Origin of the sequence: Pseudomonas sp. FBF18 (assembly GCF_024261405.1) — a bacterium.
GTDB classification, from domain to species: domain Bacteria; phylum Pseudomonadota; class Gammaproteobacteria; order Pseudomonadales; family Pseudomonadaceae; genus Aquipseudomonas; species Aquipseudomonas palmensis.
Window position 1 is genome coordinate 295,438 of record NZ_QKRS01000002.1, and the last position, 22,419, is coordinate 317,856.

14 protein-coding genes and 2 pseudogenes are annotated in these 22,419 nt (G+C 59.5%); 9 read left to right on the forward strand and 7 right to left on the reverse strand.

Annotated elements, in window-relative coordinates:
- Positions 1-14: 14 nt before the first annotated feature.
- A complete protein-coding gene (locus tag DN387_RS05145) occupies positions 15-911 on the reverse strand; it encodes a LysR substrate-binding domain-containing protein (protein WP_054914507.1) in 897 nt (298 codons plus the stop codon).
- 159 nt (positions 912-1,070) lie between these two features.
- Between DN387_RS05145 and DN387_RS05150 the strand changes: the two genes are divergently transcribed.
- The 3 genes from DN387_RS05150 (at position 1,071) to DN387_RS05160 (ending at position 5,349) form a co-directional block, all read left to right on the forward strand.
- On the forward strand, positions 1,071-4,109 hold the full coding sequence (locus tag DN387_RS05150; protein WP_054914506.1) for an FAD-binding and (Fe-S)-binding domain-containing protein: 3,039 nt from the start codon (positions 1,071-1,073) through the stop codon (positions 4,107-4,109).
- A 37-nt stretch (positions 4,110-4,146) separates the two neighbouring features.
- Entirely contained in the window at positions 4,147-4,866 is a 720-nt protein-coding gene (locus tag DN387_RS05155; protein ID WP_054914505.1) for a TraX family protein, read from the forward strand.
- Positions 4,867-4,944: 78 nt separating this feature from the next.
- Positions 4,945-5,349, forward strand: coding sequence for a DUF2251 domain-containing protein (locus tag DN387_RS05160; RefSeq protein WP_054914504.1), 405 nt, complete (start codon positions 4,945-4,947; stop codon positions 5,347-5,349).
- Positions 5,350-5,523: 174 nt separating this feature from the next.
- Here the strand turns inward: DN387_RS05160 and DN387_RS05165 are convergent, their stop codons facing one another.
- Both DN387_RS05165 and DN387_RS05170 read right to left on the reverse strand, forming a co-directional pair.
- A complete protein-coding gene (locus DN387_RS05165; protein ID WP_054914503.1) occupies positions 5,524-6,024 on the reverse strand; it encodes a DUF4019 domain-containing protein in 501 nt (166 codons plus the stop codon).
- A gap of 53 nt (positions 6,025-6,077) precedes the next feature.
- Positions 6,078-6,509 (reverse strand): N-acetyltransferase, encoded by a 432-nt coding sequence (locus tag DN387_RS05170; RefSeq protein WP_054914502.1) that lies wholly within the window; start codon positions 6,507-6,509, stop codon positions 6,078-6,080.
- 564 nt (positions 6,510-7,073) lie between these two features.
- On the opposite strand from DN387_RS05170, the gene DN387_RS05175 reads away from it, so the two are divergent.
- A complete protein-coding gene (locus DN387_RS05175) occupies positions 7,074-7,532 on the forward strand; it encodes a hypothetical protein (protein ID WP_236171769.1) in 459 nt (152 codons plus the stop codon).
- 628 nt (positions 7,533-8,160) lie between these two features.
- Here the strand turns inward: DN387_RS05175 and DN387_RS05180 are convergent.
- A complete protein-coding gene (locus DN387_RS05180; RefSeq protein WP_236171767.1) occupies positions 8,161-12,105 on the reverse strand; it encodes a hypothetical protein in 3,945 nt (1,314 codons plus the stop codon).
- Between the two features lie 650 nt (positions 12,106-12,755).
- Here DN387_RS05180 and DN387_RS05185 point away from each other — a divergent pair.
- The 3 genes from DN387_RS05185 (at position 12,756) to DN387_RS05195 (ending at position 17,488) form a co-directional block, all read left to right on the forward strand.
- Positions 12,756-13,073, forward strand: a complete 318-nt coding sequence (locus DN387_RS05185; protein WP_054914501.1) for a hypothetical protein — start codon at positions 12,756-12,758, stop codon at positions 13,071-13,073.
- 78 nt (positions 13,074-13,151) lie between these two features.
- Positions 13,152-16,679 carry a hypothetical protein gene (locus DN387_RS05190; protein WP_054914500.1) on the forward strand — a complete coding sequence of 1,176 codons (3,528 nt, stop codon included), beginning with the start codon at positions 13,152-13,154 and terminating at the stop codon, positions 16,677-16,679.
- 83 nt (positions 16,680-16,762) lie between these two features.
- The gene (locus DN387_RS05195) at positions 16,763-17,488 is read left to right on the forward strand and encodes a hypothetical protein (protein WP_054914499.1); all 726 of its coding nucleotides are present in this window, start codon (positions 16,763-16,765) and stop codon (positions 17,486-17,488) included.
- Between the two features lie 43 nt (positions 17,489-17,531).
- Here the strand turns inward: DN387_RS05195 and DN387_RS05200 are convergent, their stop codons facing one another.
- Together DN387_RS05200 and DN387_RS05205 are read right to left on the reverse strand one after the other, a co-directional pair.
- The gene (locus DN387_RS05200; RefSeq protein WP_054914498.1) at positions 17,532-18,974 is read right to left on the reverse strand and encodes a tetratricopeptide repeat protein; all 1,443 of its coding nucleotides are present in this window, start codon (positions 18,972-18,974) and stop codon (positions 17,532-17,534) included.
- A 318-nt stretch (positions 18,975-19,292) separates the two neighbouring features.
- A pseudogene (locus DN387_RS05205) lies at positions 19,293-20,256 on the reverse strand (GNAT family N-acetyltransferase).
- 120 nt (positions 20,257-20,376) lie between these two features.
- Here DN387_RS05205 and DN387_RS05210 point away from each other — a divergent pair.
- A pseudogene (locus DN387_RS05210) lies at positions 20,377-21,408 on the forward strand (MFS transporter); the annotation flags it as partial.
- Positions 21,409-21,541: 133 nt separating this feature from the next.
- Positions 21,542-21,757: a TIGR02450 family Trp-rich protein gene (locus tag DN387_RS05215; RefSeq protein WP_054914496.1), complete on the forward strand. Its 216-nt coding sequence runs from the start codon at positions 21,542-21,544 to the stop codon at positions 21,755-21,757.
- Between the two features lie 25 nt (positions 21,758-21,782).
- On the opposite strand, the gene DN387_RS05220 is transcribed toward DN387_RS05215, so the two are convergent.
- Positions 21,783-22,415 carry a dTMP kinase gene (locus tag DN387_RS05220; RefSeq protein ID WP_054914495.1) on the reverse strand — a complete coding sequence of 211 codons (633 nt, stop codon included), beginning with the start codon at positions 22,413-22,415 and terminating at the stop codon, positions 21,783-21,785.
- Positions 22,416-22,419: the final 4 nt, after the last annotated feature.

A 22,419-nucleotide genomic window follows, 5' to 3' on the forward strand; every position in this document is an offset into this window, starting at 1 on the left:
GCCGGTAACGTCGCTCAGCTGTCGGGAAACTCGACCGACAGCAGCCACTGGGTGAACGCCTGCAGCGCTGGCAACTGCTGATAGCGCGTGGCGTAGGTGAGGTAGTAGCCACGCCCGCTGTCCACCGGCTCGAACAACGCCACCAACTCGCCGCTGGCGATCTCGTCCTGCACCAGGATGCGTGGCACCAGCCCGATGCCGATACCGGCCACCGCCGCCTGGATCAGGTGGGCAGTCAGCTCGAAGCCCGGCCCCATGCGCATGGCCCGGTGCTGCAGGCCGTTCTGTTCGAACCAGTCGGCCCAGGCATGGGGGCGTGACACCACGCTGAGCAGGGCCTGCTGCGAGATGTCCGCCGGCGTCAGGCTGGCGTAGCCGGGCAGGGCGCCAGGGCTGGCCACCACCACCAGCGTCTCGGACAGCAGCCGATGCGCCACATGGCCGGGCCAATTCCCGGTGCCGACACTGATGAAGGCGTGCATCTGATCCTTGTCCTGCTCGGCCGGGGCAATGCGCGAATGCATGTGCACCAGCACGCCGGGGTGGCGGCGGTAGAAGTCATTCATGCGCGGCAGCAGCCACTTGGAGCCGAACGTGGGCAGCACCGCCAGGTGCAGCGGCCCGTCGCCGGCCTTGTGGGCGATGGTCTGCAGCGTGGCGTTGCGAATGCGGGCCAGGGCCGCGGCCAGCTCGTGGTGATACAGGGCGCCGGCGGCGGTGAGCTCGATATGCCGGCCCACGCGGCTGAACAACGCCACCTCCAGTTGCGCCTCCAGCGCCTGCACCTGGCGACTGACCGCACTCTGGGTCAGCGCCAGTTCTTCGGCCGCCTTGGTGAAGCTGCCATGGCGCGCCGAGGCCTCAAACGCGATAAGCACCGACATGGAAGGGGTGAGTCGTCTTGGATTCATTCATAAAGCTCATGCAAAAGTCACACGAAATTCAGTTGTAGGCCCGCGCCGCACACGGGAACATAGCCCCATAAAGCATGCGGCAGACCTTGCCTGGCTGCCAAGCATACGTGTTTTGAATGTGACGCTGCGTCATATATCGCCTCAGGATCCCTTGTCATGATTGCTCTGCTTGCCCCCGACCGTGTCCCCGCCAGCCATTACCAGCGTTTTCTCGATGCACTGCAGAGCGAGGGCTTCAGGGGCGAGGTCGCGCGCGACATGGGCCTGCGTACCGTGCTGTCCACCGACAACTCCATCTACCAGCGCCTGCCCCAGGCGGCCGTGTTCCCCCGTGACGCGCAGGATGTCGAGTTGCTGGCACGCCTGGTCGCCCAGCCGCAGCATCGCTCGGTGGTGCTCACGCCGCGTGGCGGCGGTACCGGTACCAATGGCCAGTCGTTGACCGACGGGATCATCGTCGACCTGTCGCGGCACATGAACAACATCCTCGAGATCAACGTCGAGCAGCGCTGGGTGCGGGTGCAGAGCGGGGTGGTCAAGGACCAGCTGAACGCCGCGCTCAAGCCCCACGGCCTGTTCTTCGCACCGGAACTGTCCACCTCCAACCGTGCCACCGTGGGCGGCATGATCAACACCGATGCCAGCGGGCAGGGCAGTTGCACCTATGGCAAGACCCGCGACCACGTGCTCGAACTGAGCACCGTGCTGCTGGGCGGCGCTCGCCTGGACACCGCACCGATCGACAACCCGCAGTTGCAGGCCTGTACCGCCCGTACCGACAAGGTCGGCGAAGTCTATCGCTGCGCCCAGGCCATTGCCGACGACAAGGCGGCGCTGATCGAGGCGATCTTTCCCAAGCTCAACCGCTGCCTGACCGGCTACGACCTGGCGCACCTGCGCGAAACCCCCGACAGCTTCAACCTCAACAGCGTGCTGTGCGGTTCGGAAGGCTCGCTGGGCTTCATCGTCGAAGCCAGGCTCAATGTGCTGCCGATTCCAAAACACTCGATCCTGGTCAACGTGCAGTACGCCGCGTTCATGGATGCACTGCGCGACGCCAAGGCGCTGATGGCGCACAGCCCGCTGTCGATCGAGACGGTGGACTCCAAGGTATTGATGCTGGCGATGAAGGACATCGTGTGGCACGGCGTGGCCCAGTACTTCCCGCCGCACCCCGACACCCAGACCCTGGGCATCAACCTGATCGAGTTCAGCGGCGACGACCTGGATGCCCTTGAACAGACCGTCGACGCCTTCATCCAGCACCTGCAGCGCGACACCTCGGTGGTGCGCCTGGGCCATACCCTGGCGGTGGGTGCCCAGGCGGTGAACCAGGTGTACACCATGCGCAAGCGCTCGGTCGGTCTGCTGGGCAACGTGCAGGGCGAGGCACGCCCGCAGCCCTTTGTAGAAGACACCGCTGTGCCGCCGGAGAACCTTGCCGACTACATCTTCGAGTTTCGCGCCTTGCTCGACAGCCACGGCCTGCAGTACGGCATGTTCGGCCATGTGGATGCCGGCGTGCTGCACGTGCGGCCGATCCTGGACATGAAGGACCCGGCCCAGGCCCAACTGATCCGGCCGATTTCCGACGCCGTCGCGGCGCTTACCCACAAGTACGGGGGCCTGCTGTGGGGCGAGCACGGCAAGGGCCTGCGCTCGCAGTACGTGCCGGACTTCTTCGGTGAGCTGTACCCGGCGCTGCAGGACCTCAAGGCCGCGTTCGACCCGTTCAACCAGCTCAACCCTGGCAAGATCGCCACCCCGTCGAGCGTGCCGGCGGCGCGCCTGACCGAGGTGGACGCGGTTACCTTGCGCGGCGACCTGGACCGCACCATCGACGAGCGCGTGTGGCAACACTATGAAAGCGCCGTGCACTGCAACGGCAACGGCGCGTGCTACAACTTCGACCCCAACGACGCCATGTGCCCGTCGTGGAAGGCCACGCGCAACCGCATCCACTCGCCCAAGGGCCGTGCCTCGCTGATTCGCGAATGGCTGCGCCGCCAGGGCGAGGCGGGGGTGGACGTGCTGAACCTGGCGGGAGCGGGCAGGGTAACCGGTGTAGCGCAGCGCACCTGGAACTCCCTGGCGCGCCTGGTTGGGCGCAAGGACTTCTCCCATGAGGTGTACGAGGCGATGTCCGGTTGCCTGGCGTGCAAGTCGTGCGCAGGGCAATGCCCGATCAAGGTCAACGTACCGGAATTTCGCTCGCGCTTTCTGGAGCTGTACCACAGTCGTTACCTGCGCCCGATGAAGGACTACCTGATCGGCTCGCTGGAGTTCAGCATCCCGCACCTGGCGCGCTTGCCGCGACTGTACAACGCGATCATGGCCGCCACACCGGTGCGCTACGCGCTGCAGCACATGGCCGGCATGGTCGACAGCCCGCTGTTGAGCACCCATGACTTCGAAGCCGAGTGCAAGCGCTGGAACGTCAAGCAGGCAAGTGTGGGCGCCCTGGCCGCGTTGTCCGACGAACAGCGCAAGCGCAGCGTGATCCTGGTGCAGGACGCGTTCACCCGTTTCTTCGAAACGCCTCTGGCAGCCCAGTGGCTGGAGCTGATCAGCCGCCTCGGCTATCAGGTGTACCTGGCACCGTTTGCACCCAATGGCAAGCCGTTGCAGGTGCAGGGCTTTCTGGGGGCGTTCGCCAAGGCTGCGCAGTTCAACGCCAAGTCGCTGCTGCTGTTGCAGGCCTCGGGCGTACCCCTGGTGGGCCTGGACCCGGCGATGACCCTGGTATATCGCCAGGAATACCGCAAGACCCTGGGCAACGACGGTGCCCCGACCGTGGCCTTGCCACAGGAGTGGCTGGCGTCGGTGCTGCCCGAATCGGCAGCGGTGGTCGACGAAGAGGTCTACCAGTTCCTGCCGCACTGCACCGAAAAGACCAACGAGCCGGCGGCGATCGCGCTGTGGCAGAAGGTGTTCGAACGCATGGGGCTCAAGCTTCAAGTGCTTGCGAGCGGTTGCTGCGGGATGTCCGGTACCTATGGTCACGAGACCCGCAACGTGGCCACCTCCGCGATCATCTACCAGCAGTCCTGGCAACCGATCGTGGCCCGGCATGGGCAGGGTGGCCGGCTGCTGGCCGATGGTTATTCGTGCCGCAGCCAGGTCAAGCGCCAGGAGGGGCAGGGGTTGCAGCACCCGCTTGAGGTGTTGCTGGCGCGGGTAGCCCGGCAAGTGTGATGATGGCCTGGCCTTCCATTGACCCAAACGAGGAGCCATGACTGTAGCGACACGGCGCGATATCCCGCTGGACCTGATCAAGTGGCTGGCCATGCTGACCATGCTGTTGGATCATCTGCGCCTGTTGTGGCCCGACGCCCACGCCCTGTTCATACCCGGACGGCTGGCGTTCCCGCTGTTCTGCCTGGCGATCGCCGCCAACGTCGCGCGTTCGCGCCCTGGCCAGTTGCTCAGCCAAAGCAACACGCGCTACCTGGGCTGGATGCTGGTGTTCAGCGTTATATCCGAAGGGGTTTACCGCCCCATCAGTGCGCTGGGCGCCCTCAATGTGATGTTCACCCTGACCCTAGGGCTGCTGATTGCCTGGGGCTTTCAGCATCGCAACACGCTCAGTGCTGCCTTGGCCGTGGGCGCCGCTGTCGCGGCCGCCTGGCTGGACGAGCGGCTGATGTACGGATTTCTCGGCTGCCTGCTGCCGGCGGCCCTGCTGTTGGCCATCAAGCGGCCGGGGCCGGTATGGCTGGTGCCGGCCTTGCTCAGCGTGGCGGTCAACACCCGCAGCAGTTTGTGGGCGAGGGCGATGGAAGTGGACGCCTACTCACTGGCGGTACTCGGCACCGCGTTCCTTGCACCGCTGTTCGGCCTGTGGCTGTTACGCATGCCTCTCACCACCGGCATCTGGCCGGTACGCCATTGGGCGTACTGGTTCTACCCGGTGCATCTTGGCGCGCTGCAGGTCATACGCAAACTTATGTGAGTGCCGGGCCTTGCGAGCACTACGCAAGGCTAGGCATCATTCGCGCCTTCTTTTTATTCGGTGACAAGGACCGTTCGCATGCCCATCTACCTCGCAGCAGAGCAGGAACTCATCGTAGGCCAAGCCACTGTAGTCGAGGCGCCCGCACAGGAGGGGGCCTTTGTTGTGGTGTTCGAGGACGACGAGGAGACCGGCTACTTCTATGCACTTGACACCACCGCTACCGATAACCCGATTCAGGATGCGTTGCACATCTACAACGTGGACGAGGTAACTGATCGGCAAGAGCCTTCGACAGTGAAGGTCGGCTGGTCCATGGACCATAGCAAGGCGGTATTGCTGATCAACGATCGCCCTCATGCCGTGTTTGATTTCACGGGCAAGCAGGGCTATTGCCATACTGCATTTCCACCACCTGTGGGTAACGGCTGGTCGGAGCAGAGCCATGAGTGGAATGACGATGCGCTGAAATTGTTTGCCTGATGAGGCAGCAAATTGACCAGGAGGGGGCAGGGTACAGGTAGGCGTGACCAGCTGCTTTCCACATTTCAATATAACTCAACTAAATAGTCCTTTAGTTGAGTTATAAGAAAAGGCTAGTTTAGCGGGGAGCAGGGGCATCCTTGATCCGCTGCGAATCCAACCTCACGAACGCTACTAGAAGAGCCGCAATTTTGCAGCAACTTCGACGGTTTTACTGAGGTTGTAGCCGACAACGCGCCACTGTTCGTTTTCTTCAGCCAGCAGCACAGCCTCGGTGACGGTGAGGTTCGAAAAGGCCGATTGGGTCTGAACTGCAGCGTAATGCCCAGGCGGCGCATCAGGCAGCTGTTTGGTGAAGGTGATCTGTGCTCGATCACGTTGCTTCAGCTCGCCCAGGCCCATGCGCAACGTCCCGATGCCTTTTACCCAGTTCGACTCGGTCGTGGTTGCCTTGAGCGCGGAGCCCGCTGTGGCCCAGGTCATGTCGGTTCTTCCGGCATCGAGCAACATCAGGAACTGCACAGCGGTATCGACCACCAGGCGTTGCTGTTGCGCAGAGCCTGGATCGGATACTACGACTGCGGACGCCTGTGTACCGCTGGCGTTTGTGTTGAATGAAACATCGCAACCGGCAATCAGTAACAGGCTGCTTAGAACGGCGAAACATTGCTTCATGCAAAAACCTCGAAGGTTGAGGGGTCCAACGGACGAATGTGGTGTCCAGACGTTTAAAGGTGGCTCTTGTAGCTCATCAGGTACTCGGCATGGCCTGTCTGCGGATCGATCTGCTCCTTGATCACTGTAAAACCCTGAAACTGGTAAAAAGAGATGCTGCGTGAATTCTCCTTGTAAACCCCCAGGCTCAATTCGGTGCGCAACGATTTGACGTGTTCGAGCAATTGACGACCCAGCCCACGGCCTTGCTGGTCAGGGTCCACGAACAGTGCCGCCAGTTGGTTGTCCAGCAACGAGCAAAATCCCTGAACCGCCGATTTGTCTTCGATGACAATTGTCTGTGATGCAGGGATGTAGAGTTCGCGCATTGCCACGACATTGGATTGCCAATACGACGCGTCGATAAAGTCATGGGCCTTGATCGAAGCGCGCAACCAGATGTCGAGGACGCGTTCCATGTCTTGCGGTTCAAATGTTCTTACCATGTCGTCCCTTGAAGTGCGTGCAAGCGGTACAAAGCTTGTGAGTATGCCGCAAAGCGATTCGTGGTGGGAAAGCACGGGGGCTCAGGGTTGAAATCTGGCCTGGCGTAGTCTTGAGCGGATGATACGGCAGTACGCATAATGTATATTATGTTAAATCGTGTGTAGCGTTGGTAAGTTCATGTTGTCCAATCCCACATACCTCCGGTCAAATCCCACAAACCCCCGTTTCCCAGAAATTCAAAAGCTTGGGCTCCATTCATAATCCTATCTCTGCGCATGGCCCTTCACTAACCTCCGGTTGATCCCATCCGATCCTCAACCCACTCGACCATGACACCCACCATGGCGACGCTGCAGCTTTCTGCTACAGGTTAAAGGAGCCATTACTCATTCTAGCCCTCTGGTTCTGTCATGACTCGGCCGGATTTTCCCTCCCTACGTTTACTGGAGGCCAAATCAGCTTCAATCTTTTCCTACGAATCTAGCTGTGGCTGATCGGCTAGCCCAGATAGACCCGGCAGCCCATCCCTTCATCAACATCTGGTACGTCGACAGGTATGTGAATTGGATTGCTCACAATTGGGCACAGAAAATCCTCACCGCCAGTACCACAGCTGCATTATGGGTCTGGAGAAAATGCTCAATTGGAGCTTTGCTCATGGCCTGTCACTCGTTGACTGGCGCCGCAACGATTTTGAGAACTACGCAGAGTTTGTGCTCAACCCGCCAAAAGCTTGGACTGTGTACGGCAAACAGGCTCGCTTCGTGCAGGAACCCGGCGTCGCATTTGAGGGCTGGTCTATAAACCCAATCTGGCGCCCGTTCCTTGATTCCAGATCAATTGGTGATGACGGCGAAATCGAGAAAAATGTCTGGAAGCGAGAGATTCGCTGCGCGACGCAGTTTCTGGATTTTCACCTCAAGGATACTTCAGCCTCACGTGAAAACGTTGCCGCACAGCCCCTTGCTGATCTTGCTTTCAAGCAACCCGAAGTCACTCCCAAATTTCTTGGGCGTGCATGAATTCCGAATAATTGAGATGTACCTGAGCATGGCTAGGTACTCGGGCCGCCGGCTCTGGAGCGTCATGGGAAACGCCAGGTCGCCCAGCCATCTCGATCAGTTCAATCATAGGTCGGACGGACGCTCGGTTGAGCTTCGCTCAGCCAAGGATGGCTGGCTGCCGCTGTCACCTCATTTCGATGAAGTCTTTGGTCGTTACCTGCGTTACCTGAATATTGATCCGCTCCACCCTCTCCCATCGATTCCAACTTTCCCCAAAGACGATCGGAGTTCTTACTATCCCAAAGCGCTGGGACGCATCCTTGTTTCCATCAGATGGTGGTTCGGGCCTGCCATGGATGCTAAGCGAGCGCAAACGGGCTCAGACTATTCCGGGAGAAATAGTCCTAGGGCGTCAGGGCTGAGGGGCCTATCGAATTGGTTTGTATCCACGCTACAGCTCCAGCATCGCCCGCCTGCTGGCACAAGAACAGCCCCATGCTTCACGTCTGCACTCCCCTCGCCCATGCTGTTCTTACGAGCAGCTAGAGAAGCCATGTGCGAGGGTCAGGTTACCGCCATGCGGTCAGCATCAAGCCCTATCTGGCGCTCTACGGTGGTCGCTAAGCTGCTACCTTCGGCGCTCAGGCTAGAGCCATCCGTTCTCAGATGCCATTGACGAGGGCCTGGTGGTTGCGATGATGACGTCGTCCTCAGTGGTCACCGTTGCCAAGTACCCTTCATACTTCATCGCGTTGACCAACCTTCGATTTGACTCGGTGTTTCTCACCTTGATCTTCTTGACCTTCGCGCTCACGGTTTTGAAGTCCTCATCGTCGAGCAACCCTAGAGCTGCAGCAATGTCCGGCCACTTCATCCCGAGAAGACATTGTGTCAGCATTTCAGAGCGCTGCTCCGGGGTGAGGCTCGCGTTGCGAACCAGATGTCGCAGCACAGGCATCAGCGAATCAGCAAACCTTTCGCCAGCTTGATTGGCCAGCATCGATACACGGCCGAGCTCTGGAACCGCTTCCGGTTTGCTTTCAATCGTCTCCAGGCTAAGCCCTGACCACATCTGAATTTTCTGTGTGAGTGACAGCGCTTTGCTTCTGCTGAGCGTGAGCATCGTGTCAAGCTGGAGCGAGCTCATATCAATCTCTGCTTTTGCTAGATCCCACCGTTCAACCAGGTACTTGCCTTCGAAGTGTGGGCAAGTATTCAGTACGATCTCCCTGACTTCCGAGCTGTATGGCAAAAATGATGAGGCTACCAGCATGCCCCAGCGACCCTCAGGTAGCGTTGTTTTTATCATTGCTAGGTCTTGAAGCACGACGCCATCGAGCAATACCTGGAGCACGTCATTACTGATACCGGTGGAGCCCAGAAGATACTGTTGCAGCGACCAGTCTGCGCTCGTTGACTGCCACAGCGTGCCTTTGAGAGGCGAAGCATTCCGAGCGATGAAGCCGGTGAATACGGCTGTGGGTTCCGATCCGATTTCTTCGTCCGAGACGTTGCCGTCTGGCCCAACGACTTTCTCAAAAAAAATCCACACTGCGTCAGCTTTGGCCACCAGGCGATCACTCTCAAGTGCCTTTGCCCAAAGATATCTCGGGGCGTCAGTGAGTGTGTGTAGGTCACAGGTCGTGTGATCGAAGAGTCTATTTGTCAGATCGTGATCTGCGTCCACTTCTGCTAGTAAGCTGGTCAAGGAGTCGCTTGATTCATCCAGGACAGCAGACTGATCTAGCAATGCGCTACCGAGCTCATCGGCGTGAGAGAGCAGATAATTACCGAGCCCATTGATGCCCAAAGCCTGCAGCCTACGCAAGGACACGATGCCCACATCTGCAGGTTCGGATTTGGCGTCTTTAGAATCCTGCCCAGCTTCTGACTTCGCGCATATCAGCGATAGCATAGGCAGGTTGATCTTGATGCAGCCCCAGTCGATCAGCCTTTCGAGGTCTGCGAGACTCATCGTATGGCCCAGTGAGGCAAACTGGACTGGGCACGCCCTGAGCCACGCCCATGCTCCCACATTGCTCTCTAGTCCTGACATCAGCCGTGAAGCATCTTCCAGCCCATCGATTGTAGGCACCAGATCCGTCGAGGAATCACCGGCCAGGGTCTTGAAGTCGGATTCCGGCAGGTTGTCGACGATTGCTTTGACGAAGGACTGACGGGCCTCGCTTCCTTCAAAAACGCCACCAGCGTCCCCCGTTTCCCTAGCGTTGAAAAGGCTATTAAACAGTTTGGGTTCGAGGCGGTACACGGCGCGAATAAATCCAGCCGCGTCTGTTCGACTCAAAAGCTCGCGCACTGCGATGGCCATTCGTTCGGTGTGCTCGTTCAGACCGCTCCTCAGTATATGGCCTAGCTGTGTGTCTGCTGAGCCAGCCGCGAGCGAGGTTGGTCGGGCGCTGAGACAGGCGATCAAATCGACGATGATCCCCCTACCCTCGTCGAGCTCGTCGCTCTTGAGCTTCTCCAGCACGGTACTCGGGCTGTCGACAGGCGTGGATACTTTAGGCAGCACGCCACGTCTCAATGAAAGGATCAGATCTTTGTCACCAGGCGTCAGCGATCCCTGATAGAAATAACCTAGGTAGTCGGTGTAATCGGCATCGAGAAAACCATGCTGCATCAGATAGCTCACGACATCCAAGCCTGGAAGATTGCTCCTTACGACCTCTCCATACCCTTTCTTGACGGCGGTCGTGAACGACATCCTGATGACCTGATCCGATTGTCTCTGCACCGCTGCGATTTCGTCCGCGATTGTACTAAGTCGCCGCCCAAGCAAAGCATGGCGCCGCTCATAGGATGTAGCGGTGAGCAGCTCAGCCTTAGAGATATTTCGAGGTGCGTTTCTGACCCGTCCATATCGATCCATGACAACCATTGAGAGGAGCGCGGCTTGATTCATTAATACGTCGAACACCTCGTCGGTCACGAATTGCTGCGGCGCATACTGGGTACCATTGATTAGGGCATGGGTTGCCGTGTCGATTTCGGTCAATCGAAGAAGCGTGAACCAAACGTAGGCCCTCAGCTCAGCGACATTGTTGGCCAGTTCGGCGACTCGCTCATCACGCTCACGCCGCAAGTCATCAAGTCGCTTGGCATTGGCGCTGTTCTGCTGGATTTTCCAGGTATCGAGGCCCTTGATAACGCCATAGATCGCCCCCCTCCGTTTGACCAGGTCGGCATACGCGCCGGGATGGAGATTTCGGATGGCGACAATCGCAAACAGCTTGTCTGGCTCCAGGCGTAGGCCGCTGGCAAGGATATTTGAAAACATATCGAATTCATTGACGATATTTTTCACCAGCCGGAGGTCATCGATGTAGTAGCAGACCGTCTCCACCAGTCGACGGTCGAGGTGTTCGCCCAAGGGTTTCGATTTGAAGGTTCGAAGGTTCAGAAGCTCCATCATCTTTTCCTGGGAGTTTTCCGAGTTGATGACGGGGATCACAGGGACGATGAGGTCAAAAAATTTGGTTTTCTCGCCGACGACGAACATCTCATCGCGCAGCGCGTAGACGAAATAGACAGGTCGTTTCACCTGAGGTGATTGCTTGATGATGAAATTGATTTCCCGCAATCGGGTGAACACGTCATGAATGCCGAATCGGTCGAGATCCTCAATGATCACCACGTCAATGCTGCTTCGCTCAAAGCAGTAAATGATCTCATCGATATTTTTGTGCAGAACGGAGCCATGGTGAGTGGTCTCCAGTTTGCCGCCTTTGAGCGTCAACCCATCGATACTAAACAGCGAACCCAGCCTCAGACACGTGTGTAGCAGGTGTATGCATCCTAACGCGGCGATCCCGACGGCTAGAGGGCTCGGGATCAACAGCAGCCATTCCATGAGCCAAGTCGGCTCGATCCTTGGCAGCTTTTCCGCCACAGGAACGTAAAGTCTCAGCGCTGCCAAAATGAGGGCGCCATAGCAGAGCGTTTTCCACCAGATCTTCAGGCCGGAAGCCTGATCGATTCTCTTAAGGCGGGTCTTGGGAAGCGTCTTTGCTGGGACGGCGTACAGGAGCTGCTGGACGATCGTCTCCTCGATCCTAGCAACGAGATCGGATTCAGCCTTGTTTGCCTCGGATTTAAATTCCTGACCTGCTTTGGTGGAGGGTTCGGAGGGCCGCGAAGAATCCGAGGCCACGTCGGTATCGCTGACAAGATCAGACGCCCCGGAGATTTCGTTATCCTTGCCGAAGGTAGCCAACGAAACAAACGCGTAGACAAACTCCGGGTGGCGGTGGACGAAGGTGCGAAGCACGCTGCTCTTCCCTGCCCCGTACTCCCCCGTAATAGCGATGTTCCTGACTTGATCGTTCCTCAGACCGTTTAATAACTCACGCTCATACCGCTGTATCTTCTCAGGCTCAATGAGCACAGGGGTTAGCGGCTGGAACAGATTTTCATGAGTAGGCGTGGCCAAGAACGCATAAGCGGCCTTGTAAGCAGCGACGACCGCGCAAGGGTATCGTTGTAGGGCGGCCAGCTTGCGGCGAGTCTCGTTGTTCCAGACGAGATAGGCATGTACTGCCCGGTGATAGATGGCGCGCAAGCGAATGAACATCCGTGTCTCCAAGCAGGCTGGTGGCTACCAGGCATTCATCTGCCGAAGACTGAATGATCGATCTTGGGTCTAGCGGGAAGGTGAACTTCCGGTGAGCCTGATATGAGGATTGGGATGATAGCTCACGGCCATCTTCGCCTGCGAACCCTTTGTTCACCAGGCAAGAGCTAGGCGCTAGCTTACCTCTGCACGATCCGCTGCATGAACAGGCCGGGAGAGGATTAATCAGGCTGAGAAGAACGCTATTTGGGCCGGCCTAGCCGGTGCTGCCGGATCGAGAATCTTGGGAGCTTGGACTTTATGTGCATACGGAGTACCGGTCAGCCGCTAGCCGCCAACAAAAATTACCATCACCATGCGCGGGGCCGCGCATACCCTCGCCTGCAAAATATGTGAGTTCATCTTGGAGGCTTACGACTGATGTCTGAATCGCCCCGGACTTTATAGACACATTCTTTGCTTCGTGGCCGCCCCCGGAAGTCCACGAGCGAAGCAATGCCGCGCCCGCAACGCACCTGCAGCGAGGCAAAAAAAGATCGTGGCCATTTGCTATATCGCCGAGTGCCTACTACTTTTCCAAGCGCCACCGTCGCGTCACCAGGAAGGTGGCCACCTCCCCCCCCCAGTCCATGCAGCAAGGAGCTCTCAGAATGGGTATCAGTGCCAAAGTAAATGCTGAGTTTTTGATCGACAACAAGACCTACAAAGCTTCGCTCAACATCCCCAACTCCGCACCGACTGCCGATAAGCCGTTCATCTTCACTGTCACCTCCAAAGGCGAAGCCGCAGACGCGGTACTGCAGACACTTCTCGAAGTCGCTGTCGGCGCCACCGACCAGGTATACGTTGCAGTTGCACCCCCCATGGACCTGATCTCCGACGCCATTGGTGGTGACGCCAAGGTCGTCCAGGCGCTCAACGTTGAAGTCTCCGAAGGCAAATACAAAGACGGGAAATTCGAAGTCTAGGCCTGACTCCTCCACGGTGGGGCATGTCACTATGCCCCACCGCATTGATGTACCTGCCTGCGGGAGGGCCCCTCGCCCATGGATATCCGCGTTACGGCGCACTTTGCCTGGTCGGAGATTTTTGGTCGCAAGATCGCCGCCCGAAGCAAGTGCCAGCTGGACCTGTCACGCCAGTACAGCCTGATCTATGCAGACCTGGGAGCAGAGGATGCGCAGGGGTGGAATGTTCTCGCTGAACTCAACAAAGCCTTCGATATCGAGCTTCCGGCCGAATATCTGAGGGTGATGGATGCCGGGTTCTTCACATTCAGTCATTTCGGCAACGGGGCGGTCCCCCCGAACACCTCTTTGCACAAGATTTTCCCGCAATCGCCGGTTCCACTCAGTGTCTCCAGTGCCACCGAGCCGATGACCAATACAGCGGGGTTTTGGCTGACGGTAAGCCTCGACGATATCAAGCTGTTCGGCAGCCTGATCGAAATAGGGTACGCCTCGCCCTCTGGCGACGGTGACAAGCTCTCACTCTCCGCGGTGCTGGCTAGAGGGACTGTCGCCGGCAAGGCGGTGAGTGACGCGATCTACTTGGCCAGCTTGCCGAGCTTCCGCTTGTTCAAGCTGTTCGGCTTTGAAGAGGTCGAGGTTCGATATCGCTTCAAGGAAGCCAGACAGCTCAATGTCAAAGGCAAGCTGCGTGTGTCCCTTTTTGATGAGAAGCAGTATCTGTTCGAAGGGGTACTGAACTCGGACGAGGTCAACAGAACCTTCTCAGCCTGCTTGAAAAGTGCCGAACCCGATCAAAGCGTTACCAGGCTCTTCGGCGACCAGATGCGTGGCATTACCTTCCAGCGCCTGGTGTTCGGGATATTCGCTCGCTATGGCGACAACGATGATCAACGAACATTCCAGGTCCAGGGTACGGTCAGAGTCGGCTCAGCCCAGCTGACCGGGTACATCTACCTGCACAACGGCAAACCCCAGGTGGCCAGCATAAAAGTCGACAAGGCACTGTCGATCGGTGATGTGTTCAACCAATGCATCCCGGGGGCCCCGTGGCCGACCTCGCTCATCGACATCACCTTCAAGGCAGGCAGCGAGCTGTATTACCGCTCGGCCGCTGGAAGCCAACTCGCAAGACTGGAGACATTCTCATGCCCTGCCGAGGGGGACCTGCCCGATCGTCAACTTAGCGCCAGCATCGACTACCAGAATGGGTTCAACATAAGGGCGCTGTTCGACCTGACACTCGTCAAGACCCTGGAAGTGGTCGGCACGATCCAGATTGCCGAGGATGGCGTCACTGCCGATATCAGCCTGGGCAAGCCCATCGACCTCTTCATCGTGACCATCGCGGCATCACGCGCCTCACAGCCCATCGGCGGGCCTGCGTTCGAGCTGTCTACCGTCGAGAAGAAATCCTCTATGGGTTTCGTTGGCAGCCTATGGTTCATGCAGGAACAATTTGGCGTCGACGTCCGCGTGAAAGCCACCAGAAACGCGAAGGGAAACACCCAGGTCGACGGTACGCTCACGGCGCTCTCGAACTACCCACCGTTCCTGCCCGCTGGCACATCCCTGGGGCTTCGGTACAGCAAGGACGGTGGCTTCCAGGTGACGAACTGGCCAAGTTTCGAGTATCTGACCAACGCCATCGATTTCATCAAGACACTGCAGAAACTCTCCGACCAGGGCAGCGCCGGGTGCGGCAAACTCGTCGGGTTCGCCTTCGAGAAGCTTTTACAGTCGAAATTCCGCGTGAGTGTCTCGTTTGGTACCCAGGAAAATGATGAGGGGGTAACGCTGGTCCTCGATGGGTCCTATACGCTCTGCGTCGCGCAGACCTCCCTCACCGCGGTAGCGATTCCATTTCCAGGGTTGGTGTCGATCCCCCTACCCAACTCGATCAGCTTTTCCGAGTTGGGCAACTACATCGAACGTGCTCTGGCTGCAGCAGCTGAATCATTTGTCAAAGCCCTGGTGAAAAACCGAGAGGCCATTGCTGCCGTCATTGGCCTCACGGCGGGAAAAGCCGCGGCCTCCTATGCCGCTACTCTTGCCTGCCAGGCCTTGATCGACGGTGTAGCAGCAGATGCTGTTGTTGCGACAGCTGCAGAGACCCTTGCCGCAGCCACGGCCGCAGAGGCGGGGGCCGGCGCTGCTGGGGCCCTGGTCGCCGGGGCCGTAGTCGCGGTTGCAGATTTCTTTGCTGGCACAGGCACAGGGACTGGCACTGGCACTGGCGGCACAGGAACAGGAACAGGAACAGGCACAGGAACCGCGACACAGAGCCCGCCTGTTGATCCGCGAGTCACCATCACCAACCGTGTGGTCACTCTGACCTGGGGGGGTGGCCAGGGCAATGCGCGCTATCACGCGCAATTGCTCGACAGTGCCGCGACCATCCTGCTGAACAACCCGGACCTGGCGGGTGCGGCCCGGCAGACCCAGTTCGAGTTTGGCCCAGAGTGGCCTTCAGGCCCTTACACGGCCCAGGTCCAGGGTGTTCATGAACAATCGGCCACCCGCTGGGCGGCGGCTCCCTTCAACCGGCTGACAGCGCCGGCCCAACCCAGCGCTCAAGCAGACACCACGGTCCCGGCGCCAGCATATGGAGTGCAGCTGAGTTGGCCACCGATTGTCGGGGCCTCCTCGTACGAGCTCTCTACCCGCCTGCCCGGGAGTGCGACCGATAGGGTCCAGATCGAGCCCGGCGCAGATCAGTCGCTCCCACCTGCGGCATACGCATTCATTTTCGAAGAGGCTTCCCCAGCGGGGGATTATCGCTTCAGCGTAACGGCCAAGGGTGGGCATGCATCCGTAGCGAGTCCAGACAGCGAGCCGCTGACGCTTGTACGTCCAGGCCAGCCCCAGGACTTCCAGGCCAGCAGTATAGGCAGCAATGTTGCGTTGCGCTGGCGTTCGGTTGCTGGTGCATCGCGCTACCAGGCATTGGCGCAGAAGAAAGGGGCTGCCCCTCTGGTTATTGAGCTGCACGCCCGGGAGGAAAGCGGCGTCGAGCATGCAGACTTCGCTCTACCCTGCCCTTCGCATTCGCCTTCCGTTTACCAGGTGCAGGTCTGGGCGCTGCCTGGCGCTGACCAGGTGAACTACGTAGCGGGCGTGCCGTCGGCCGTCGTCGAGGTGACGATTACGCCCTATGCAACCGCATCAGAAATGGCCACCGCGCTGCATGCCCTCACTATCGAGGGGAGCGCGTGCGGTACACAGTTGATAGCGGCATTCCCGAACCTGACACCGGACACTTTGGCCATCGCCATGGCGCAAGGCGGCTACCCGGCCATTGAGACCAGCAATGGCCTGCTTGCTGTGTGGCCTGATACCCCACCTCTTGAGCTGGCGACCGTACTTGCCCTGGCGTATCCCGATCCGTTGCAGTTTGCCGCCTCCCAGCGTGACCAGGGCGTGCCTGGAGAGCTGTGCGCAGTCAATCTGTTGAAGGCATTCCCACAGCTTGGCGTATCAGAGATGGCGCGCGCCATGGCAAAGGCAGGTTACCCCGCAACGGACACCGCGACAGGCCTCAAGGTGGCGTACCCCGCCATCTCGCCTGTGGCGCTATCAACTGCGCTGGTGCTCGCTTATCAGTGACGCCCCCATGCCGAGCAAGAAGATCCACCGTTCAACTGCGTCATTCACCCCATTACAAACAGCGACTACGAGAGGTAAACAGCATGAGCACCGAAACCCTGATCAGCATCCTGCAGTCTCTTAAGCAACAAGGGCTGAGCCCCCTTGAGGCGGTCAAAGAGGCACTGGCCCAGCTCCAGTCACGTGCCCGAGGGGCTACCACCGACAACACCGCAGTGGCCGAAGCCGTGATCGAGGTTTTCTCGCCCCTGACCGCGACCCAACTCGCAATCATCCTGCACACCACCTATCCGGACCTGACCGCGCTTGACGTCGGGAAAACCATTCTCAACCCGAAAGTGCTGCCAGCCACACCGGCCACCGAGATGAATGAAGCCCTTGGCAAGGCGGGTTTCGACGCCTCCAGCGTCAGTGATGCAGTGAACATCCTGTATCCGGTTACCGTGACCATTCAGGCCAATCAAGCCTGGCAGCAAAGCGGCCTGACAGTGACTGGCCGCCAGGTCACCCTGATTGCAGCGCAAGGCTCCTGGACTTCCAACCCGGCGACAGGGAAAACAGGCCCGGCCGGCAACACGAACTATCGCGCCAAGCAAGGCTATACCCTGCCAGGCCAGTTCGAGGGGGCCCTGATCGGCCGCATTGGCGACAACGCACCGTTTCTGGTTGGGCCTCAGGTCAAGGTGCCGGCAGGACAGTCGGGGGCCTTGCAACTGTGCATCAACGATGACCTCAACGGGATTTATGGTGCGGGCCTGACGGACAACGTCGGTAGCATGCAGGTAGACATCCGCACGCAAGGCGAATAGCCGATGCTGCCAGCCCGGTGGCTACCTCACCGGGCTGGCAGCCTCATTGCCCCGGCGCGCTGCCACGCTCCCCGAAGAGCAGCGTCACATTGACCCGTTGATTGAGGTAGCCCGGCCGGAAAGCCAGTGGCGCGGTGGCATGGAACAGATCTGAGTTGAAAATCACAGCGCGATTGCACCTGTAAGGGATGACTGTGCGCCGGGCTCCAGCCTCCTTCAGAAAGGCAGCAATTCGATCACCTTGGCGATTGTAGGTTTCGAAATCCCAGTCAGAGGGCGCCTCGACGTCGTAGACCACAAGCCCTCCCGAGTCGCGGTCAAGGTTTGCCTCGTCCGGCGTGATCCAGAAGTTCACGTTCACAGCGGCAAAGTCTGCATGGGGGTGTGTCGCAGGCTGGTCATGCTGGTACTTGAACCCCCACATCTGAAGCAATGGGTGATGCTTGCCGATAAGCTGGGGGAAGCAACGCCGAATCTCATCGGCAACCTGCAGCAGAAGCGGGCAATTGAAACCCTCCCTGAAGAACGCGCCGAGCCGACCATGAGCATATCGGTCGGTATGCCAGATGGTGGACTGCAAACAGAACGCCTGCACAAGCGCCAGTGCATCAGCAGACAGGAAGTCGTCGATCACGACCAGGCCCAGGGGGCTCTCCAGGTAATCGCGTTCAGCTCGCAGCAGCGCCTGGCTCATCTTCAAGGCCCCTTCTTGCAGTCGCGGAGCCTGCAACTGGTGCACATTACGCCCGTAGCTCGGGGGCAGCGCAGCGACGTTGGCCGGGGGTGTTGCCAAACTGTTGGGCCGTTCGAATGGTTGGAGAGCTGCCTGATAGCTAGCAATCTCCGCCTCAAGACGCGGACCAATCAGCTGGTGGTCTCGCAGATAGCGTAACTGCTCCAGGTCGTGGGCCAGCTTCGCCCGCGAAGCCCTCGGTACAGCGCCACGCCCTTCGCAGGCACCGGGTTGAGACAGGCTGCGCTCGTCACCACGAACTACAGAGGCATAGTGCGCAGCCCACAGGCCCGCAGCGTCAAGGTCGTGAGTACGCAATGAAGTGCTGACGAGTTGCTCCAGGATCTCTGGATCGCGCGGGTACAGTTCGCCGAGGACCTCCCACATGCCACGGGCCGAGTCGTGCTGGCCCATGTGGCCATACAGCGTGGCCAGCAAAAAGGCCAGGTTGGCCCTGGCCAGGTCGAAGGCAGGCTGCAGGCTGATCGCAGCCTTGTAGCTCGAAATTGCGTCCTCATTGCGCCCCGATTGCTGCAAGGCCCAACCCAGGTTGTTATGGCCAACAGCCCAGTCAGGACACTGCTGCACAACGGAACGAAAGCATGCCTGTGCGGCATCGAACTCGCCCTGATCGCACAGGGTACAGCCCTTCTCCAGCAGCACCGATACGGTCTGCTGCGCGCAGCCATTGCCTGCAGCTTCTGGCGTGGTGCGCAGGGCACCATATTTCGCCATCCAGACTTGCGCACTCACGCAAAGCCTCTGAACGGGTCAAGGGCAGCCTTCATCTTCATGGCGCGGCCGAAAGCGTCCTTGTCGGTACTTTCAGCAGCCTCATTCCCGTCATCGTCAATCGCGGCGCTCGCACCGCCAGTGTCATTCAATGCAGCCCAGGCAGGCTCGGTCTCAAGAGACCTTGCGCCGTAGGCTCGAATCACACCGGTTATGTTTGTACTATCCCTTTCAGCGTGCATGGTCCGTCCTTGGAATCGAGCATCAGGTGGCTCGTGGAGCCGGGTTGCGAAACGCCAAGCATAGCCACTGTATAGCCACCATCCACTGAAAGTGCAGCTACAGGTGGAAATGCCCCGCAGCCTCGGGCTGATAGAGCACCTTCCGGATCTCGATCCGGCGGGTTCGATCAGCGATTCGCCAGTCGATGGCGTCCCCCTCCTGATAGCCCAGGATGGCGGCGCCGATGTCGGAACACACCGAATGCTTGCCGGTGCTGCTGTCCGCGTCTTCGGGGTAGACCAACGCCACTTCGATCTCCTCGTCGTCCAGCTGCAACAAGGCCCTGGAGTTCATCGTGACGACATTGCGCGCCACCTGCTGCGGCTTCACGACGATGGCCCGCTCGAGCTCATGCTCGAGTTCCACCACGGTCGGGCCTTCCTCTAGCGCGATCAGGCCCTCGAGCCTGGCCTTGTCGATTTCTGTGATGTAGATCCCGGTGGAGTCGCCCACGGCACCTTCGCGCAAGAACGTGAGGTAGCGCCCCATCGTCATGGCAAATGACTTCAATGTCGGGGTTTCGCTCTCCAGCACAAAGCCGCTGCGTACAAAGGCTTTCAGCGAGCGCGTGTTGTCCGGGTGGATCTTGGCGATGAGCTTCTTGGCCCGCATGTCGAGGAAGGCCAGTTTCATGCCTTCGCGAATCGTACGGGCGCCAAGGTTTCGGCCCCACTTGTCGCTGTCTCCGATGACCAGGACGATCTCGCAGTTGGAGCCAGTCTTGACGAGGCGGACAAAGCCGACGGGGGCGTCATGTCGGTCATAGGCCATGAAGAATCGGCCGCCCCGATTGAATAGATGGGTCAGGATCGGCAATTGAGTCCGATCGATGGCTTGTTCGATGGAGCGAGAAACATCACGCGAATCACTCAGATAGCAGGTAACACGTTCGTCTTCCAACCAGTCCATCAACGTCAGCGCATGTGCCCGGGTAATTTCAGGGCACAGCGAAATGAAAGGCCTGTTCATCTTCACCACACTTGATATGCAAAGGATGAAAGCCCTTCATGGCGATTGCCATGACGGTTCTTTCGGCAACCGGCCATCTTAAGACATAACGCCAGAATGGCGAACAGTTTGCGCACTTTCCTCCCCCCTCACCGCCTGCGTCCCAACGTCGCAGCAAAGTGACTTGGCAAATGACACCTGGGGCTGGTTCGTGCTGCGTCTGATCAACGGCTGGGCCACCGTCGGCGTGTTTCTGGTCATTGAAAGCTGGCTGCTGCTGGCCGGTGACGCAAAGATCCGCGGGCGCCTGCTAGCGCTCTACATGATCGCCCTGTACGGCGCTGGCGTGCTGGGCCAGGCAACCCTGGGCGAGATCACCGGTTGGGGCGACACGGCGCCATTCATGGTCGCCGGCATGCTCGCGTCCTTGTCGGTGCTGCCGATCGTGATCCTGCCGCGGGTGTCGCCGCTGCTCGACCAGGTCGAGCCGCTCAAACCACGACAGCTGCTGGGGGTGACGCCTACCGGCTTGGTGGGTTGCTTTGGCTCAGGGGTGGCCATTGCCGCCGTGTATTCGTTGCTTCCGCTGTACCTGCAGCGTATCGGCCACGATATCGGCGAAGTCGGCAGCCTGATGGCCTGGACGATTCTCGGGGCAATGCTGCTGCAGTATCCCGTAGGGCGCTGGTCCGACCGCAGGGACCGCCTGGAAGTGCTGACCGTGCTGGCGGGGGTATGCAGCGTGCTGTCGCTGGCCGTGGTACTGCTGCCGCTGTCCGCGACGCTGCTGGCCGCACTGCTGTTCCTGCTGGGCGGCGGCGTGTTCGCGCTCTACCCGGTAGCGGTCAGCCATGCAGCAGACCGCGCGTCGCCCGAGGCGCTGGTACCCATGATTCAGGGCCTGCTGCTGATCAACTCGCTGGGCTCTGCCATGAGCCCGCTGATGATCTCGCCGGTCATGACATCGCTGGGCGAAAACGGGCTGTTCTGGGCCTTCGCGGTGGTCAACCTGAGCATGGTGACGTTTTTCGTCTGGCGTCGCGGCAAGCGCCCGGTACCGGTCAATCCTGCGCCGTTCACGGCCTCGGCAACCTTTTCGCCTACCGGTGCCGAGTTGCGCCTGACAGAAGACCTGATGCAGGCCGTGCAGGATCACCCGCCGATGCCCGATGCGGTCAACGGCCAGGCCGCCCCCAAGCCCGCGCCACACTGCGAGCCTGGTTGAAAGAGGCTACAGTGGAGCGTCCCGAGACCCCGAACGCGTTGATCGAGCGTTCACCTTGGGTCGAGAGGCACTGCTTCAGCAGTCGACAACCTCTTGGGCAACTCGCAATCTGCTCGAAACTGCCGGAGGACGCATGAACCGTTTCAATCCACGAAAGCTTGGGCTGTCAAAGTGGACCGCCTGCCAGCCGGTCAACCGTGAAAAGCACTTCCTGGTCACCGAGTTGATTTGCGATGAGCACGGCACACCCCTGCAGATCGAACTGCAGGCCGTGCACAGCGGGCGAAAACAACTGCTCGACTGGCAGGAACTCAGGGATAGCCAGCGCTGGAAAATCGGATGGTGCTGAACGGCACATTCTGGGTATGGGACGATCAACCGATCGCCTTGTGAATCCTTTGACTGGCAGCATGGATCTCGCAAACCAGTTGCCTCACCGCCTCCTCAACCGTGCCTTCATTACGGCACAGCACCCACCCGTTATCCGCAACCGCCTGCTCGAATGCCTGCGTGGCAGCAACCTGCTCCTCCAGGCTGAACATAACGGTACTGCCCAGCCCTCGCGTTCTGGCCGCCGCCCTCGCCCACGAAATCTGCGGGCTGGTAACCACCCCTACGTGCAGGTCCGGCACACTCACCTCGCGCTCGAGGTTCAACCGCAGAATCTCGGCAAACGGCACTATCCGGCGAAACGCCGCATCCGATGGATACCAGCGGTCGATCAGGATGATGCTGTTGGGCGGCTGCCTGGTCAGCACCTGGCGGGAAATCCAGGCCCGGCTCTCGGCAAGGCGTTCGCAAACCGCCCACTCCAGCGACCGGCTGGGGTTTCTGACCAGTGCGTTGACGAGCGCCATCGTCTCGCCCCGGCCGGGGTCGCTGTTTTTCTCGGACAGCCGTACCACCTTTCTGCCGTCAGCCCGCAGTGCCTGGGTCAGAGCTTCCAGCAGCGTGGTCTTGCCGGTTCCCTTGGGGCCATCCAGCGAAACGAAAAGCGGACGGTTCATTGTT